The 16,411-nt window shown below is 64.1% G+C and carries 16 protein-coding genes; 10 read left to right on the top strand and 6 right to left on the bottom strand.

The window, feature by feature from the left end; all coding sequences use genetic code 11:
- Nucleotides 1-69: 69 nt before the first annotated feature.
- The 3 genes from Q0974_RS06700 to panC form a co-directional block, all read right to left on the bottom strand.
- Entirely contained in the window at nt 70-681 is a 612-nt protein-coding gene (locus tag Q0974_RS06700) for an FKBP-type peptidyl-prolyl cis-trans isomerase N-terminal domain-containing protein (protein WP_299324106.1), read from the bottom strand.
- 113 nt (nt 682-794) lie between these two features.
- Nucleotides 795-1,091, bottom strand: a complete 297-nt coding sequence (locus tag Q0974_RS06695) for a hypothetical protein (protein WP_299324104.1) — start codon at nt 1,089-1,091, stop codon at nt 795-797.
- A gap of 200 nt (nt 1,092-1,291) precedes the next feature.
- A complete protein-coding gene (panC, locus tag Q0974_RS06690; RefSeq protein ID WP_299324103.1) occupies nt 1,292-2,137 on the bottom strand; it encodes a pantoate--beta-alanine ligase in 846 nt (281 codons plus the stop codon).
- 97 nt (nt 2,138-2,234) lie between these two features.
- On the opposite strand from panC, the gene Q0974_RS06685 reads away from it, so the two are divergent.
- The 4 genes from Q0974_RS06685 to Q0974_RS06670 all read left to right on the top strand — a co-directional run bounded on the left by Q0974_RS06685 (nt 2,235) and on the right by Q0974_RS06670 (nt 5,332).
- Entirely contained in the window at nt 2,235-3,026 is a 792-nt protein-coding gene (locus Q0974_RS06685) for a division plane positioning ATPase MipZ (protein ID WP_299324101.1), read from the top strand.
- A gap of 7 nt (nt 3,027-3,033) precedes the next feature.
- Nucleotides 3,034-3,450, top strand: a complete 417-nt coding sequence (locus Q0974_RS06680) for a DnaJ domain-containing protein (RefSeq protein ID WP_299324100.1) — start codon at nt 3,034-3,036, stop codon at nt 3,448-3,450.
- Nucleotides 3,451-3,548: 98 nt separating this feature from the next.
- Nucleotides 3,549-4,931, top strand: a complete 1,383-nt coding sequence (gene pgmG, locus Q0974_RS06675) for a phosphoglucomutase/phosphomannomutase PgmG (RefSeq protein ID WP_299324098.1) — start codon at nt 3,549-3,551, stop codon at nt 4,929-4,931.
- A complete protein-coding gene (locus tag Q0974_RS06670; RefSeq protein ID WP_299324097.1) occupies nt 4,931-5,332 on the top strand; it encodes a DUF1801 domain-containing protein in 402 nt (133 codons plus the stop codon). The genes pgmG and Q0974_RS06670 overlap by 1 nt, the downstream gene beginning before the upstream one ends.
- A gap of 216 nt (nt 5,333-5,548) precedes the next feature.
- On the opposite strand, the gene Q0974_RS06665 is transcribed toward Q0974_RS06670, so the two are convergent.
- Nucleotides 5,549-6,547, bottom strand: a complete 999-nt coding sequence (locus Q0974_RS06665) for a ligase-associated DNA damage response exonuclease (protein WP_299324094.1) — start codon at nt 6,545-6,547, stop codon at nt 5,549-5,551.
- 38 nt (nt 6,548-6,585) lie between these two features.
- Between Q0974_RS06665 and Q0974_RS06660 the strand changes: the two genes are divergently transcribed.
- A complete protein-coding gene (locus Q0974_RS06660) occupies nt 6,586-7,119 on the top strand; it encodes an HD domain-containing protein (RefSeq protein WP_299324093.1) in 534 nt (177 codons plus the stop codon).
- Between the two features lie 9 nt (nt 7,120-7,128).
- Here the strand turns inward: Q0974_RS06660 and Q0974_RS06655 are convergent, their stop codons facing one another.
- The gene (locus Q0974_RS06655) at nt 7,129-8,043 is read right to left on the bottom strand and encodes a sulfotransferase domain-containing protein (RefSeq protein WP_299324090.1); all 915 of its coding nucleotides are present in this window, start codon (nt 8,041-8,043) and stop codon (nt 7,129-7,131) included.
- A 100-nt stretch (nt 8,044-8,143) separates the two neighbouring features.
- Here Q0974_RS06655 and Q0974_RS06650 point away from each other — a divergent pair, with 100 nt between their 5' ends.
- From Q0974_RS06650 to pdeM, 5 genes are all read left to right on the top strand, one after another.
- A complete protein-coding gene (locus Q0974_RS06650; protein WP_299324088.1) occupies nt 8,144-10,579 on the top strand; it encodes a ligase-associated DNA damage response DEXH box helicase in 2,436 nt (811 codons plus the stop codon).
- A gap of 188 nt (nt 10,580-10,767) precedes the next feature.
- Nucleotides 10,768-11,181, top strand: a complete 414-nt coding sequence (locus Q0974_RS06645; RefSeq protein ID WP_299324086.1) for a hypothetical protein — start codon at nt 10,768-10,770, stop codon at nt 11,179-11,181.
- 158 nt (nt 11,182-11,339) lie between these two features.
- Nucleotides 11,340-12,554 (top strand): dipeptidase, encoded by a 1,215-nt coding sequence (locus Q0974_RS06640; RefSeq protein ID WP_299324083.1) that lies wholly within the window; start codon nt 11,340-11,342, stop codon nt 12,552-12,554.
- Nucleotides 12,555-12,566: 12 nt separating this feature from the next.
- Nucleotides 12,567-13,970, top strand: a complete 1,404-nt coding sequence (locus Q0974_RS06635; protein WP_299324081.1) for an MFS transporter — start codon at nt 12,567-12,569, stop codon at nt 13,968-13,970.
- 31 nt (nt 13,971-14,001) lie between these two features.
- Nucleotides 14,002-14,664 carry a ligase-associated DNA damage response endonuclease PdeM gene (pdeM, locus tag Q0974_RS06630; RefSeq protein ID WP_299324080.1) on the top strand — a complete coding sequence of 221 codons (663 nt, stop codon included), beginning with the start codon at nt 14,002-14,004 and terminating at the stop codon, nt 14,662-14,664.
- A gap of 54 nt (nt 14,665-14,718) precedes the next feature.
- On the opposite strand, the gene Q0974_RS06625 is transcribed toward pdeM, so the two are convergent.
- The gene (locus Q0974_RS06625) at nt 14,719-16,203 is read right to left on the bottom strand and encodes an MFS transporter (protein ID WP_299324078.1); all 1,485 of its coding nucleotides are present in this window, start codon (nt 16,201-16,203) and stop codon (nt 14,719-14,721) included.
- Between the last annotated feature and the right edge of the window lie 208 nt (nt 16,204-16,411).

Below are 16,411 nucleotides of genomic sequence, written 5' to 3'. Positions count from 1 at the left end.
CTATCGCAATGTTCTGACAAAGAAACCTACCGCGCCTGAGGCGTAGCCAAAGGTCTCGCAAAAGAATCCCTATTGCGGCGGGAGCGCTTCGCCCATCTGTTCCTGGAGCTGCTGCTGCAACTGTTGTTGCTGCATCATCTGCTGCATGAACTCTTCCTGCGACAGAACATCGACCAGTTCGACCTCGAACTCCAGCACATCGGTCGTATCGAAGGGCATTTGCGGCGCGGGCGGATCGCCGGGTTCGACGCCAGGCGGGAGCCAGAGATCGGGCGGAAGCCAGAGCATATGCCGCGCACCGACCGTCATCTCCTGTACGCCTTCGCCGAAGCCAGCAAATACCTGACTCAGCGGAAATGGCTGGCCCTGTCCTTCGTCGACAATCTCGCCGTCGAGCAGGCGCAGCGTATAGTTGACTACCGCCGCATCTTGCGGTCCCGGGCTCTCACCGTCTTCGTCACCGGCTTCCAGAACCTCATATTGCAGGCCGGAATCCGTCGTCACCACGTCCGCGCGTGCCCCGTTCCAGGCGAGGAAGGCCTCGGGCGACTGGGCCGCGCTGGGCGTCGCGGTGAACCAGGCAAGGGCGATCGCGCCCGCAATCAGCGCGCAAATGCCGAGCCAGAGCTTGGCCAATGCACCCTTTTGTATCGGGCGGAGTGGAACGGCGGTGACGGACATGATCTATTCCCGAAAACAATAAGGGCCACCCCTATGGAGCAGCCCCACAAAAATCCAGCGGTAAATCCGCCGCTATGGCTGGCACCGGCCCGCGCGGACCGGCCTGTTTCGTCTCAGGCGGCGCGGCGTTCGAGCGAGGAGAGCCAGGCGCGCGCCTGTTTCTGCGCTTCGGCAATTTCACGCGCCGACATTTCGTCGGAAATTTCCGCTCGGCAGCGCTGCGCCTTTTCATGCCCGCGCACTGCGGCAAGGTTGAACCATTTATGCGCTTCGATCAGATCGATATCGAGCCCGTCCGTACCCGCCGAGTAGGCGATGCCGAGATCGAAATAGGCATTCTCGTCGCCCGTAGCCGCGTCTCTTAAACGGCTTTCGATCAGAAAATTCGCGGTTGCCGCACTGTGCGCCATGACCCTGTTCCCCTTCACTGACTGTCGTCGAGAACAGGGATTGACCGGTTATGGATAATAAAAGGTTAACGGGATTGGGATCTTTTTGTCAGAGTCTTTTGTCAGACCTCGCCTTCGGCTCGGCGCGGCAGGTTTCTTTGTCAGAATTTTTCCTCAGCGGAAAAATCGCGGCACCAATGTTCTGACAAGCAAACCTTCCCCTACCCCATCTCCACCGCGATATTATCGATCAGCCGGGTCTTGCCGATCCGCGCGGCGGCGAGCAGCCGGGCGGGCCGCTCAGGCGTTTCGACCGGCTCCAGCGTCTCGGCGTCTCGTAGCTCGATATAGTCGACGGTCGCGAAGCCCGCCTCGAACAGTTTCGCCTTGGCCGCGATGATCGCGTCGCCCGCGTCGTCGCCCGCGACGATCGCCGCGGCCGTCTCGCCAAGCGCGTCCGGCAGCGCGACGGCGCGCGCGCGCTCGTCTTCGGTCAGATAGGCGTTGCGCGAGGAGAGCGCGAGCCCGTCCGCTTCGCGCACGGTCGGCACGCCGATAACCTCGACTTCGAAATCGAGATCGCGCGCCATGCGCCGGATCAGCGCAAGCTGCTGATAGTCTTTTTCACCGAAAAGGGCGTAGTCGGGCCGGATCTGGTTGAAGAGCTTGGCGACGACGGTCGCGACGCCATCGAAATGCCCGGGCCGCGATGCGCCGCACAGGCCCTCGGTGACCCCGGTCAGGCGGATCGTCGTCGAAAAGCCCGTGGGATAGACTTCTTCGGGCCGCGGCGTCCAGAGCAGATCGCACCCGGCCGCCTCAAGTTTCTCCGCATCCTCCGCTTCGGTACGCGGATAGGCATCGAAATCCTCGCCTTCGCCAAACTGGGTCGGATTGACGAAGATCGATGCGACGACATAGTCGGCGACCTCGCGGGCCCGCGCGACCAGCGCGATATGCCCGGCGTGCAGCGCGCCCATGGTGGGAACGAGCGCCACCGTGCCGCCATCGCTACGCAAGCCGCGCACCGCCGCGCGCACCCCGATTAACCGTCTCTCCAATTGCACCTGTTTCGCGCCTCCGATATGTCGGCCGTGCTTGTGAGCGGGCGGGGGGTCCGAATCAAGCCAGTTCATTTTGGGTATCAGTTTCTCCGGGGGAACCGTGGCCGATTGCCATTTCATCGTTTTCGCCAATGAGAAAGGCGGCACCGGCAAGTCGACAACGGCCGTGCACACCGCCGTGGCGCTCGCCGCGTCGGGCCGCCAGGTCGCGGTGCTCGATCTCGACAGCCGGCAACGCACGACAACCCGCTATCTCGAAAACCGGCAGGCCAGCGCCGAGCGGCTTGGCGCAACGCTGCCCACGCCGCGTTTCATGGTCAGCGAGGCCGATAATCTGGTCGGTTTCGAGCGCGGCATCGAAGCGCTGACCCAGGATAGCGAATTTCTGATTATCGACACGCCGGGACGCGACGATCCGCTGGCCCGCATTTCGGCCGCCCGCGCGGACACGTTGGTCACACCGATCAATGACAGTTTCGTCGATCTGGACTTGATCGGCGAAGTCGATCCGGAGAGTTACACGGTCCGCAAGCCGAGCTTCTACGCCGAGATCGTCTGGGATGCGCGCAAGGCCAAGGCGCAGAGCGGCGGCGAAGTGGACTGGGTCGTCCTGAGAAACCGCCTCCAGCATATCGAAGCGAAGAATATGCGGCGGGTCGCGCGGGCATTGAACGATCTATCGCGCCGTGTGGGCTTTCGCGTGATTCCGGGGCTCTCCGAGCGCGTCATCTATCGCGAACTCTTCCCGAGCGGGCTGACGCTGCTCGATATCGATCATTTCGAAAGCGTCGGGCTCAGCCATGTCGCGGCCCGACAGGAATTGCGGGAAATGGTTGCCGCGCTGCAGCTCCCCGAACAGGGGGTTACACAGGATATGTTCGAGACTGTATAAGGGCATAATGCACTTCATATTGCTGGCATTCGGAGCGATCGCAGCCTGGGCCTGGTGGACGGGCAAGCTGCGGCGCAGCGACAGCGGCGATTGGGCGGCGATCGCGGCCGTGATTCTCGGCTTCAAATTGTTTTCGACCGGGCAAGGCATCCTCGCGCTGATCTGTTTCGCCGGCGTCGCCGCATGGGCCGCCTATCGCTCCCAGCAGTTGCGGCGGGCGCGGATGCATGTGGACGAAGCGCGCGAATTGCTCGGCGTCGACGCGGATGCCGATCAGGCCTCGATCCGCAGCGCGCACCGCCGGTTGATCGCCAAAGTGCATCCTGATGTCGGTGGTTCGGCGGAGCTTGCCCGGCGCGTCAACGCCGCGCGCGACATATTGCTCAGCGAAGCGCGCAATCAGGTGCCCGAACAGAGCGAATAGCATCGGCGGCTTGTGCCTTGCAGCGGTAACACTTAGAGCCGAACGCGGGGTCGCACCTTGTTTCCGGCCAGCCAGCCAAACGCATATAAGAGATCGAGATGACCCACCACTTCGACCCCACAACCCTGCGCGAATATGACATTCGCGGCATCGTCGGCGAAACGCTGGGCGAAGACGATGCGCGCGCCATCGGGCGCAGCTTCGGCACGCTGGTTCGCCGCGCGGGCGGCAGCCGGGTCGCAGTGGGCTATGACGGGCGGACGAGTTCGCCGATGCTCGAAGCGGCGCTCGTTGAGGGGCTGAACGCGAGCGGCGTCGATGCGGTGCGGATCGGCCTGGGGCCGACCCCGATGCTCTATTTCGCCGAGGCGACGCTAGAGGTTGATGGCGGCATAGAGATAACCGGCAGCCATAACCCCCCCGATTATAATGGCTTCAAGATGGTATTTGAGCACCGGGCGTTTTTCGGGGACGATATCCAGGGGCTCGGCACCATGGCCGCCGCCGGAGACTGGGAAACCGGGAGCGGAACCAGCGAGCATGTCGACATCGCCGACATCTATGTCGACCGGCTCGTGGCGGGCCATGCGGGCGGCGAATTCCGCATCGGTTGGGATGCGGGCAACGGCGCGGCCGGCGCGATCCTCGAAAAGCTCGTCGCGCGGCTGCCCGGCGAGCATTTCACCCTCTTCACCGATATCGACGGATCTTTTCCCAACCATCATCCCGACCCCACAGACGAGGCGAATCTGGCAGACCTCAAAACGCTCGTCGCCGAGAACAATCTCGATTTCGGAGTGGCCTTCGACGGCGATGGCGACCGGATCGGAGCGATCGACGGCACGGGCCGGGTGATCTGGGGCGATCAACTGCTGGCGATCTTCGCCGAACCCGTGCTGCGCAAGGCGCCGGGCGCGACGATTATCGCCGATGTGAAGGCGAGCCAGGCGCTCTACGACCGGATCGCGGAATTGGGTGGCGACCCGCTGATGTGGAAGACCGGCCATTCGCTGATCAAGTCCAAAATGAAGGAAACCGGCTGTCCGCTGGCCGGCGAGATGAGCGGCCATGTCTTTTTCGCGCAGGATTATTACGGGTTCGACGACGCGCTCTACGCCGCCGTACGGCTGATTTCGGCGGCGCATGTGCTCGGCAAAAGCGTGACGGAGTTGCGCGATGCGATCCCCGATATGATCAACACGCCCGAAATGCGCTTTCAGGTCGATGAAAGCCGCAAATTCGCGGTGATCGACGAGGTGCTGGAACGGCTGCGGGCGGACGGCGCGAACGTCAACGATACGGACGGCGCGCGGGTGAACACCGAGGATGGCTGGTGGCTGCTCCGCGCCTCCAACACGCAGGACGTGCTTGTCGCGCGGGCCGAAGCGAAGAGCGAGGCCGGGCTCGAGCGGCTGATGGCGCAGATCGACGGGCAACTGGCGAAGTCGGGTCTCGAACGTGGCCCGCAAGCCGGGCATTGATGGCGACGCCTGGTTTTCAGTCGGAGGCGGTCGAAGCGCGGTTCGGCGAATATGATGATGCCATGCGTAAGCGCCTGCTCGAACTCAGGGCGCTGATACTCGATACCGCGGCGGAGACGGACGGCGTCGGACCGCTCGAAGAGACGCTCAAATGGAACGAACCGGCCTATCTGAACCCGGCCGGCACGACGATCCGGCTCAACGCGCATAAGGGCTCGGACCGCGAAATCGGGCTCTACGTCCATTGCCAGACCGATCTCGCCGAGCGATTTCGGCAACTCTATGGCGACCAACTGCGTATCGACGGCAATCGCGCCATTCTCATCGATATCGCGCAGCCCTTGCCCCGCGATGCGTTACGCCATTGCATCGCGATGGCGCTGACCTATCGCCGCCGATAAGTTGAGCGCGACACAAATATCCTCCCGCGCGCACGAATGTTTCGCCGCTGCAGTTTTTGCAACGCACAAACTGTATTTCGCACTTGCAGCAAGAGTGGGCACCTCGTACTAAGAGACTGCCTTTTCAGGCATCCTCTCCTATACTACGGGGCTGCCCCTTGTGGTGCAGCCCCTTTTTTTCAGTTTTGTGACGCGGTGCAGCAGGCGTCTAGCCGCCTATTCGTCTTCGTCCTCGCGGCCGACCAGGGCGAGGGCGCGCGCCTTGATTTGCCGTGTCTCGCACCAATGGACGAGCGCATCCTCGCGGCCATGGGTGACCCAGACTTCCTTTGGGCGTAGCTCCTCCAGAGTGGATGTCAGCTCGACCCAGTCCGCATGATCGGAAACGATCAATGGGAGCTCGACATTGCGCTGCCGCGCGCGCTGGCGGATACGCATCCAGCCGGACGCCATCGCCGTGATCGGATCGGGCAGGCGGCGCGACCAGCGATCGTTCAATGCGCTGGGCGGCGCGAGTACGATACTGCCGCGCATCTCCTCCTTGGGCGTATCGGTCGCGGGCCTGAGCTCGCCGAGATCGACGCCATGATCGCGATAGAGATCGCAGAGCCGCTGCAGCGCGCCATGGATATAGAGCGGCGCATCGTGCCCGGCGTTGCGCAATTCGCAGATCATCCGCTGCGCCTTGCCCAGCGCATAGGCGCCGACGAGCACGCAGCGATCCGGGTTGGCCGCCAGCGTATCGAGAATCTTGGCAACTTCCTCGCTTGTGTCGGGATGGACGAAAACCGGCAGCCCGAACGTCGCCTCGGTGATGAAGATATCGCAGGGCACGGGCTCGAATGCTGGGCAGGTCGGATCAGGGCGGCGCTTGTAATCGCCCGAAATGACGACCCGTTCGCCGCCATGATCGAGCACGATCTGCGCGGACCCGAGCACATGGCCGGCTGGAACGAACCGCGCCGTGACATCGCCAAGATCGATCGTTTCGCCATAGGCGACCCGCTGCGCCTGCTGCTCCCCATAGCGCACCTCCATGATCGCCAGCGTTTCGGGTGTCGCCCAGACCGCGCCATGCCCGCCGCGCGCATGATCGGCATGGCCATGGGTCACGAGTGCGCGGTCTTTGGGCTGGGACGGATCGATCCAGATATCGGCCGCCGGCACGTAAATCCCCTCCGGGCGCGGGTCTATCCAATGTCCGAGACGGGCCATTCCGTTTATATAGTGCATGACAAGGAGATTTGAGAACCATGCAGAATCACGACAATCCGCTCCACCTGCTGCTCGATGCCGCGCAGTTCGCCGCCGACCGGCACCGCGATCAGCGGCGCAAAGGCGCGGATGCGACGCCCTATATCAACCATCCGCTGGACGTCGCCGCGCTGTTGGCGCGGCACGGCGTGGACGATATCGAGATACTCACCGCCGCCGTGCTCCATGATACGGTGGAAGATACCGAAACGAGCATTGAAGAGATCGAGGCGCGTTTCGGTGTACGGGTCGCCGGCATTGTCAGCGAAGTGACCGACGACAAGTCGCTCGAAAAGGCCGAGCGCAAGCGGCTTCAGGTCGAGCATGCGCCGCACAAGTCGCGCGAAGCCAAGCTCGTCAAAATCGCCGACAAGACAAGTAACCTGCACGATATCGTCGCCGCGCCGCCCGACTGGCCGGTCGAACGCAAACGCGACTATTTCGACTGGGCCGAACGCGTTGTCGCCGGCCTGCGCGGCCAACATGAGGGGCTGGATGCAGCTTTCGACGCGGCGCTTGCGCAGCGGCCCTAGCGCCTCCGGTCACCCGCCATTGCGCCGCCGGACCTCTGCATCGAGCGCGGCATAGTCGGCAAGGCCCGTTTCGGGCGCGACCTGCTCCGACCAGGCCGTATCGATCCGCTCGCCAATCTCGGCCGACAGCTCTTTCTTATGGCCGCCAACGCCGCCCTTGCGAACCTTCGCCGAATCGCTGCCGGGCGCGAAACCGCATCGCTCTTCGGACAGCGCGCGCATCATCGGATCAGCAAACTTGTCCTTGTGTTCGAGCATATAGGCGAGCGAGGAGCGTTCGAGCGTCAGCGCCAGCAGATCGTCATCGAGCGGGATGCCGCAGAAATCGGCAAGCATGCGCACATGATGCTCGGGCGTTTCGATCATATGCTCATAGGTCAGCAGCAGCACATTCGGATTGTCCCGCTGCCGCCACCAGCTCAGTAAATGGCTCCAATAGTTGCTGCCCTGCGGACCCGGCGTGATCCAGCCCTCGTAGAAATGTTCCATCGGCACCGTGTCGGGCTCAATGAACCAGCCCTCCATGAAGCGGAACATGGAAATGAACGCGTCTTTCGGATTGCGCAGCGAGACGACATAGCGCGCGCCCTCGGGCAGCGCGTCATAGGAGAGATGGCTCTTGAAGCCCCTCGGCTCGGCCTTCTGCTCGGCATTGATATCGAGACCGAGCGACAACGCCGTTTCGATCCAGGGTACGACACGTGAGATGTCGTCGAATTCCATATCACCACCGGTGCGCAGCTGATGGAAGGTCTGTTGCAACCAGGTCGTGCCGCATTTGCCATAGGGCGTGATGATCACATCGGTCGGACGCGGCTCATAGGGGCGCAGCTTTTCCGCGCCCGGCGCGGGGCCGAACATGCGCCCCATCAGCTCGCCGAATTCCTCGGCCGATTCCGCCCGGCCTGTCACTGCATGCACCATCGCGTCGATTCCCCATCTATCGGTGCCTCACCTCTAACGGCTGACCAGTCGGCGGCAAGCATACTCGCAACCGCGCATAATCAAGCTACATAGGCAGCCGATGACCGATGCCTCCGCCTCGTCCCTGCCCGCGCCGCTTGCACGCTGGTTTGCCGATCGGGGCTGGGCACCGCGCCAGCACCAGCTTGCGATGCTGGAAGCCGCGCGCGCCGGACGTCACGCCCTGCTCGTCGCACCGACCGGTGCGGGCAAGACGATGGCCGGGTTTCTCGCCAGTCTTGTGGAGCTGATCGATAAGCCGGGCGACGGGCTGCACACGCTCTATGTTTCGCCACTCAAGGCGCTGGCGGTCGATGTGCAACGCAACCTGCTCGGGCCCATCGCGGAGATGGATCTCGATATTCGCGTCGAAACGCGCACCGGCGACACGCCGCACAACCGTAAGGTCCGCCAGCGGCAGCGGCCGCCGCATATGTTGCTGACGACACCGGAATCGCTGAGCCTGCTGATCTCCTATGCGGACAGCGCCAATCTCTTCGCGGACCTCAAGACTGTGATCGTCGATGAGGTCCATGCTTTCGCGACGCAGAAGCGCGGTGATCTGCTGAGTCTTTCGATGGCGCGGTTGCAGACACTCGCGCCGGGGCTGCGGCGGGTGGCGCTCTCGGCGACCGTGGCGGACAGCCAGGGCTATGCCCGCTGGCTCGCGCCCGATGCCGATGCGGATAGCGTGACCATCGTGACCGGCGAAGCGGGGGCCGAAGCCGAGATCGAGATATTGCTGCCCGAGGACCGCGTGCCCTGGTCCGGCCATTCGGGCAGCTATGCGACCGAGCAAGTGATGGAGATCATCGCCGCGCACAAGACGACGCTCGTCTTCTGCAATACGCGCGGGCTAGCCGAGCTGATTTTCCAGGATCTGTGGAAGGCGAATGGCGGCGAGCTGCCGATCGGTATCCATCACGGTTCCTTGTCCCGCGAGGCGCGGCGCAAGGTCGAGGCGGCGATGGCGCGCGGCGAGCTGCGCGGGCTGGTGGCGACGGCGAGCCTCGATCTCGGTGTCGATTGGGGCGATGTCGATTGCGTCGTGCAGATGGGCGCGCCCAAGGGCGCCTCACGCCTGCTGCAGCGGATCGGGCGCTCGAATCACCGGCTCGACGAGCCTAGTAAGGCGATCCTCGTGCCCGGCAATCGTTTTGAGTATCTCGAAGCGCGCGCCGCGCTCGATGCGGTAGCGGAACGCGAACTCGATCTCGATATTTTCCGCCTCGGTAGCCTCGACGTGCTGGCCCAGCATCTGATGGCCTGCGCCTGCGCCGCGCCGTTCGAAGAAGCGGCGATGCTGGCCGAAGTCCGTTCGGCCGCGCCCTATCGCGATCTGCCCTCGGCCGAATTTTCGCGCGAGCTCGATTATATCGCGAGCGGCGGCTATGCGCTGCGCGCCTATGACCGCTACAAGCGGCTGGCGAGCGACGTCGATGCGGACGGCCAGACGATCTGGCGCGTCAGCCATCCGAAATTCGAAAAACAGCACCGGCTAAATGCCGGCATCATCGTCGATGCGCCGATACTCGACGTACGGTTCAAGAATGGCCGCAAGCTTGGCACGGTCGAGGAATATTTCGCCGCAACGCTTTCGCCGGGCGATACCTTCTTCTTCGCGGGCATGAGCCTTGAAGTGCTCGGCATCAAGGATACCGACCTCACCGTGCGCGCCTCGTCCCGGCCCGCGCGCATCCCGACCTATGTTGGCGCACGCCTGCCTCTGACGACGCATCTCGCAGATCGGGTGCGCGGCTTTCTCGCTAATCCGGCGGAGTGGGCGGCGTTTCCCGAGGATGTCGAGGAATGGTTGCGCGTGCAGTCGGAAAAATCGGTGCTGCCCAAGCCCGGCGAGCTTTTGATCGAGACCTTTCCCCATGAGGACCGGCAATTCATGGTCGCCTATAGTTTCGAGGGCTGGAACGCGCATCAGTCGCTCGGCATGCTGGTGACGCGGCGGATGGAGACAGCCGGGCTGAAGCCGATCGGCTTCGTCGCGAACGATTACAGCTTCGCCACCTATTCGCTCGAGCGGGTGCGCGATCCCGCGCCGCTCTTCTCGCCCGATATTCTCGAGGACGAATTCGTCGATTGGGTGCAGAACAGCCATTTGCTCAAGCGCGCCTTTCGCGAGGTCGCGGTGATCGGCGGGCTCGTCGAGCGGCAGCATCCGGGCAAGCGCAAGACGGGTAAGCAGGTGACCTTCTCGACCGACCTGATCTATGATGTCCTGCGCCGATACGAGCCCGATCATCTGCTGCTCGAAGCGGCCTGGGCCGATGCGCGGACGAAACTAACGGACGTCGGGCGGCTGGCCGGCCTGCTCGACCGGGCGGCGGACACGATGGTGCATGCCGATTTGCCGCGCGTCTCCCCGCTTGCCGTGCCGGTGCTCGTGCTGATCGGCCGCGAACATGTCGCGCAGGGCACGGTCGACGACGCATTGCTGATCGAAGCCGAAGCGCTCGCCGAAATCGCAATGGAAGGCGTCTAATTAGCCCGAAACGGACTAATTAGACGCTATTTATCGACGTTATTGCGACGTTTGTCGTTACGAATCGGTTTATCGACAAATCCCCGCCATCTGTCGAAATCCGGGCGACATTGCTGTATTGATAAAATAATACACCCGATATCCGCACGCCCCTTATGCGGATATCCAAACATTTGGTTCAGGAGTGTATGATGTTTACGACAATCACCAAGAAGACCCGCCTGCTGCTTGCCGCTGCCGCGCTTCCCGCAGCGGGCATGGCGCTCACCGCCGCTCCGGCGGCCGTCCAGTCCGAAGCCGGCTCGATGAGTGCGCAACAGCGCGCCGAGTCTTTCGTCGCGGCGCTCAACGGCGGCAGCGGCGATCGATCGCGCTGGGCGCGCGACAATCTGCTGTCCGATCGCGCCTACAGTCAGCGCTTACAGCAGCTCAACCGGATTGCCCGGCGCACCGGCGAGCTCGAACTGCTCGAAGTCGCCGAAGTCGACAACGGCATGGTGCTGCGCGTACGCAACGGTAGCGGCCGGACGCATGCGATCAGCCTCATCATGGATGAGCGCCGACCCGACAAGGTTATGGGCATCGGCATGCGCGGTCTTTAATCCACACCCGGTCGCACTCCGGCGACCACATCCGGCCGTCCGGCCCGTGCTGCAGCGATGCGGCGCGAGCCGGGCGGCCGGACTGTTTTTGGGGCGCGACAATCCCGCCAAAAGACGCTAGCCCTGCCGGGCACATAGGATCGGACAGGGGAAGTAAGATGCGCAGAATCGGACTCGGGCTTGGGCTTGCGACCGTGATGGCAACAGGATTTGCGGCCGCACCGCTGGCCGCGCAAGCCGAGGAAAGCGACGCCGCTGCGGTGCATGAGCGCCTGCTGACGCTCGATACGCATCTCGATACGCCGCTGCACCTGATGCGCCCGGGCTGGGATATCGCCGAACGGCATGATTATGTGACCGACAACAGCCAGGTCGATATTCCGCGCATGATCGAGGGCGGCTTGGACGGCGGCTTTTTCGTTATCTGGACGGCGCAGGGCGAATTGACGGCGGAAGGCTATGCGAATGCCGCCGCCACGGCGGCGATCCGCCAGCAGATGATCCTCGCGATGATCGCCGCCAACTCTGACACCGCGGAGCGCGCCCTCACCGCGGACGACGCCGCGCGCATCGCCGCCACGGGCCGGCGCGTCATCTATCAGGCGATCGAAAACAGCTATCCACTGGGCGAGGATATCGGCACGCTCCAGCGCTTCTACGATAATGGCGTGCGGATGGTCGGCCCTGTCCATACCGGCACCAACCAGTTTTCCGACAGCTCGACGGACGACGAACGCTGGGGCGGCCTCAGCCCGCTCGGCCGCGAACTGATCGCCGAAATGAACCGGCTCGGCATTATCCCGGACGCAAGCCACGCTTCGGATGCGGCATTCGACCAGATGGTGGAGCTGTCCGCCACGCCGATCATCCTCTCGCACACCGGCCCCAATGCGTTGAACGAACATCCGCGTAACATCAGCGACGAACGTATCCGTCGGCTCGCGGAAACCGGCGGCGTGATCGCCGTCAACAGCATCTATCTTGCGCCGCGCAGCAACTCGCCCGAATGGCAAGCGCTGAGCAGTCGCTTCATGGAATTATTCTCCGAATCGCGCGAGACGCAGGAGGCCTTTGTCCGCAATCTGCGCGCACTCGAAGCGGTCACGCCGCGCGAGGATGCCGATTTCGAGATGTTCATGGCGAGCCTTATGCATCTCATCGAAGTCGCGGGGGTCGATCATGTCGCCTTCGGCGCGGACTGGGACGGCGGCGGCGGTGTCGAAGGGATGCGCGATGTCACCGCACTGCCGCAGATCACTGCACGCCTGCTCGCCGCAGGCCATGACGAGGAAGATCTCGCCAAGATGTGGAGCGGCAATGTGCTGCGCCTGTTACGCGCCGCCGAAGCGCATGCGGCGAGCCATGGCGGCTAATCCCGAGGCTGGATGAGCGGAGCCGAAATCGCAGAAGACACGGCGAGCTGGCGCGAAACGCTGGGCGGCGGGCGCTGGCCTGCCTTCGCGCTGATCATGCTCGGTATCTGGCTAATGGCCGCCGATGCGCTGGTGACGACCACCATCATGCCGAGCGTCGGGCGCGATCTGGATGGATTCGCCTGGTTCGGTTGGGCGACATCGGGCTATCTGGTCGGCGTCGTCGCGGCGGCATCGTGCGCGGGCTGGCTCTCCGACCGGATCGGGCTCCGGCCCGCCATGGTCGGCTCCGGCATATTGCTCGCGATCGGCTGCGCGATGAGCGCACTCGGCCCGGACATGCCGAGCTTCGTGGCGGGCCGCATGGTGCAGGGTGTCGGCGCGGGCTGGGTCGCGGGCTTCTGCTACGTCACGATCAATCTGGTTTTCGAGGAACGCTATCTCGTCCGCGTATTCGCCGCCGCGACCAGTATATGGGGCGTCGCCACCGTCCTCGGACCGCTCGTCGGCGGACTGTTCGCCGATGCAGGCAATTGGCGTGGCGTATTCTGGCTGTTTGCGGGACAGGCCGTGCTATTCTCACTCGCCACAATTTGGCTGATCCCGGCCAGCGACCGCAAACCCGGCTCGGGCGCCTTGCCGCTCATGCAGATCGCGCTGATCGTTTTCGGCGTAACATTGTTGTCGGCGGCTGGCGTCGTCGAAACGGGGCCGTTACAACTCGTGCTGGTGCCCACAGGGCTGGGCCTGCTGGCGGCTGCGGTCCTTGTCGACCGCCGCGCCCGCACGCGCCTGCTGCCCCGCAATGCGGCGCGCTTCAACACGCTGATCGGCGCGGCCTATGCGACCTATTTCCTGCTGCTCGCCGGCGAAGTCGGCTTCGCCATCTATGCGCCCGCCATCCTGCAATTCACCAACGGGCTGAGCGCGACGCAGGCCGGCTATGTCGTCGCTGTCGAGGCGCTGGCCTGGACGGGTGCAGCGCTGGCTGTGGCGGGGTCCGGCGAGCGATGGCGAAGGCGCTGGATCGTGATCGGCGCGGCCTGTGTGCCGGTCGGGCTCGCGCTGCTGAGCGTCGTGCTCGCCAGTGGTTTCCTGCTGCTCGTGATATTGGGCGGCGCGATGCTCGGGGCGGGCTTCGGCCTGTCCTACAGCTTCATCAGCCGCGCGGTGATGGCCTCGCTCGACGAAGACGAACGCGCGACCGGTTCGGCCGGGATCGGCGCGGTGCGCGATGCGGGCGCGGCCACCGGCGCGGCGATTGCCGGGATCGCCGCCAACCTGACCGGCTTCGCACAGGGCCCGACCGCCGAAACGGTCGCGGCGGCGGGCTTCTGGGTCTGCGCCATCGGCGTGCCGCTCGCGCTAGTCGGACTATTCACCGCCAGTCGCTTGGCGCGGATAACCGCCTCTTGATTAGCCGGGCTGCGCGCGGCACATAAGCGCAATGGTTCCCTTTTCGTTCTCCGGCCATGATCTCGTCGCACTGCCCCAGGCCGCCTTGTTCTGGCCGGCGCGCAAAGCGCTGCTCGTCGCCGATCTGCATTTCGAGAAAGCGAGCTGGTTCGCCCGGTTCGGCCAGATGCTGCCACCCTATGACAGCGAGGCGACGCTCGCCGATCTCGAGGCGCTGATCGCGGCCACCGATGCGCGCGAACTCTGGTGCCTCGGCGACAGTTTCCATGACAGCGCCGGGAGCGAGCGGCTGTCCGACGCCGCACGCACCAAGCTTGCAGTGCTGACCGATACGCTCGACTGGACGTGGATCACGGGCAACCATGACGGGGCACTGGGGGCGGACTGCGGCGGGCGTATCATGGAGGAGGCGGAAGTCGACGGGCTGCTGCTCCGCCACGAAGCCGATCCCGCCGAGCCGCGCCCCGAACTGTCCGGCCATTTCCACCCGAAGCTCCGGATCCGCGTGCGTGGCAAAGGCGTGTCGCGCCGCTGCTTCGTGGCCACGACACGCAAGCTGATCCTGCCCGCCTTCGGCGCGCTAACCGGCGGGCTGGACGCCGGACATCCGGAGATCGCGCGGGCCGTGGGGGCAGACGCCGAAGCGCTGGTACCCGTCAACGACCGGCTGCTTAGGTTTCCGCTTGCTGCGTAAATTTGTCAGAATTTAGCTAGTGCCGCGCTCGACCGCGAGGTCGAGTTTGACAAACTACTCTTCCGGGTCCGGTCCGATCATGAACCAGGAGAGGAAGGCCGCGATTACCGCCCAACTCGCCGCCACGAGCAATGCGATCGAATGGGCACGCACGAAACGATCTTCGACCGCGGCATAGGCCGGGCTGGCGCTATCCGGGAACTGACCGAATTCGAGCCCCTGCCCGCCACCCGCGAATAGCGTCGCCGTGACCGCGCCGACGATCGCGACCGCGAACAGCCCGGCAATCCGGCTCGCCGCATTGTTCACGCCCGATGCGGTACCGGTCTGATTGTCCGACACGCTGTTCATCACCATCGTCGATAACGGCGAGAAAACGAAGGACATACCGAAAGCGAGCAGGACCAGCGGGCCAATTACCCCGGTCCAATAACCGAGCGTATTGAACGACATCCAGATCATCGCGGCCGCCGCAATCGCCGAGCCGATCGTGAGGAACAGCCGGCCGCCATAATCCTCGGCCAGCCCTGCCATCGGCCGCGACAGTAGCCCGATGATCACGCCGAGCGGCAACATCGTCAGCCCGACTTCGGTCGCGTTGAGCCCGCGCCGCCCGATCAGGTCGAACGGCAGGAGGAACAGCACCGCGCCGAGCGCGCCATAAAGGCATACCGTCATCGCATTGGCCCCGGCGAAACGGCGATTGGTAAACAGCTTCGGCGGCATAAGCGCATTATGGGCGCTGCGTTCGGACCAGATAAACAGGATGACGAAGAGTGCGCCGGCGCCGATCAGCGCGAGCGGCCGGGTGGTGCCGCCGCCTTCCGAAAGCGCGGTCAGCCCCAAGGTCAGCAAGCCGAAACCGAGCGCCGCCAATATCGCGCCGCGCCAGTCGAGCGCACCCGTTTCCTCCTCGTTGCGGCTTTCGGGCACATAGCGGAGTGCGAGATACAGGACGATCAGCGCAAAGGGCGGCGTGATCCAGAAGGCCGCACGCCAGCTCGTCGCATCGAGCAGCACCCCGCCAAGCGAAGGGCCGATGGCGGTCGTCAGCGCCGAGACCGACGCCCATAGACCGATGGCGCGGCCGCGTATGTCCTTTGGGAAGGACGCGGCAATGATCGCCAGGCTCTGCGGCACCATCAGCGCCGCGCCGATCCCCTGCACTATCCGCCCGGCGATCAGGATCTCGCTCGTCGGCGCAAAACCGCAGGCGATCGAGGCGATCGTGAAGATACCGATTCCGATGACGAAGATGCGCCGCCGCCCATAGCGATCGCCCGCCCCACCACCGATCAGGATAAGCGCGCTCAGAAAAAGCGTATAGCCGTTCGAGATCCATTGCAGCGATCCGTAGCTCGCGCCCAGATCGCGCTGGATGAGCGGCAGGGTGATGAGGATGATCGACCCGGTGACCGATGCGATGCCCGATGCCATGATCGTGGCGGCGAGCACATAAGGCCGGGCCGCGACCGCGCAGGGCGCGTCTGCCTCCCGCTGCCGGTCGGCGCATTCGGGCCGGTCATGGAGCGATTCCATGGCGGTCAGCGTTGGATGGATTGAGAGGTCAGCGCAAGGAAGGCGGGAAGAAATTCTGGCGGGATTTTTTTGTCAGACTCGAGCTGGCGGTCGAGCGCCGCACCGGGATTTATTTGTCAGAAACTTCCTGACGGAAGTTCGCGGCACCGGCCCACTCCCCCTCCCGACCTCCCACAGGGTACACTTATTGGGAGGTCGGGAGGGGGAG

Origin of the sequence: Parasphingopyxis sp., assembly GCF_028279465.1 — a bacterium.
Lineage (GTDB): Bacteria > Pseudomonadota > Alphaproteobacteria > Sphingomonadales > Sphingomonadaceae > Parasphingopyxis.
Note: the sequence above shows the minus strand (reverse complement) of the source record. Positions and strands in the feature narration are given on the sequence as shown.

What these genes read in the sequence shown, in the direction of transcription:
- Q0974_RS06700 (WP_299324106.1), bottom strand. Translation starts at nt 681, where the DNA reads ATGTCCGTCACCGCCGTTCCACTCCGCCCGATACAAAAGGGTGCATTG.
- Q0974_RS06695 (WP_299324104.1), bottom strand. Translation starts at nt 1,091, where the DNA reads ATGGCGCACAGTGCGGCAACCGCGAATTTTCTGATCGAAAGCCGTTTA.
- Q0974_RS06680 (WP_299324100.1), top strand. Translation starts at nt 3,034, where the DNA reads ATGCACTTCATATTGCTGGCATTCGGAGCGATCGCAGCCTGGGCCTGG.
- pgmG (WP_299324098.1), top strand. Translation starts at nt 3,549, where the DNA reads ATGACCCACCACTTCGACCCCACAACCCTGCGCGAATATGACATTCGC.
- Q0974_RS06670 (WP_299324097.1), top strand. Translation starts at nt 4,931, where the DNA reads ATGGCGACGCCTGGTTTTCAGTCGGAGGCGGTCGAAGCGCGGTTCGGC.
- Q0974_RS06665 (WP_299324094.1), bottom strand. Translation starts at nt 6,547, where the DNA reads ATGGCCCGTCTCGGACATTGGATAGACCCGCGCCCGGAGGGGATTTAC.
- Q0974_RS06660 (WP_299324093.1), top strand. Translation starts at nt 6,586, where the DNA reads ATGCAGAATCACGACAATCCGCTCCACCTGCTGCTCGATGCCGCGCAG.
- Q0974_RS06655 (WP_299324090.1), bottom strand. Translation starts at nt 8,043, where the DNA reads ATGGTGCATGCAGTGACAGGCCGGGCGGAATCGGCCGAGGAATTCGGC.
- Q0974_RS06650 (WP_299324088.1), top strand. Translation starts at nt 8,144, where the DNA reads ATGACCGATGCCTCCGCCTCGTCCCTGCCCGCGCCGCTTGCACGCTGG.
- Q0974_RS06645 (WP_299324086.1), top strand. Translation starts at nt 10,768, where the DNA reads ATGATGTTTACGACAATCACCAAGAAGACCCGCCTGCTGCTTGCCGCT.
- Q0974_RS06640 (WP_299324083.1), top strand. Translation starts at nt 11,340, where the DNA reads ATGCGCAGAATCGGACTCGGGCTTGGGCTTGCGACCGTGATGGCAACA.
- Q0974_RS06635 (WP_299324081.1), top strand. Translation starts at nt 12,567, where the DNA reads ATGAGCGGAGCCGAAATCGCAGAAGACACGGCGAGCTGGCGCGAAACG.
- pdeM (WP_299324080.1), top strand. Translation starts at nt 14,002, where the DNA reads ATGGTTCCCTTTTCGTTCTCCGGCCATGATCTCGTCGCACTGCCCCAG.
- Q0974_RS06625 (WP_299324078.1), bottom strand. Translation starts at nt 16,203, where the DNA reads ATGGAATCGCTCCATGACCGGCCCGAATGCGCCGACCGGCAGCGGGAG.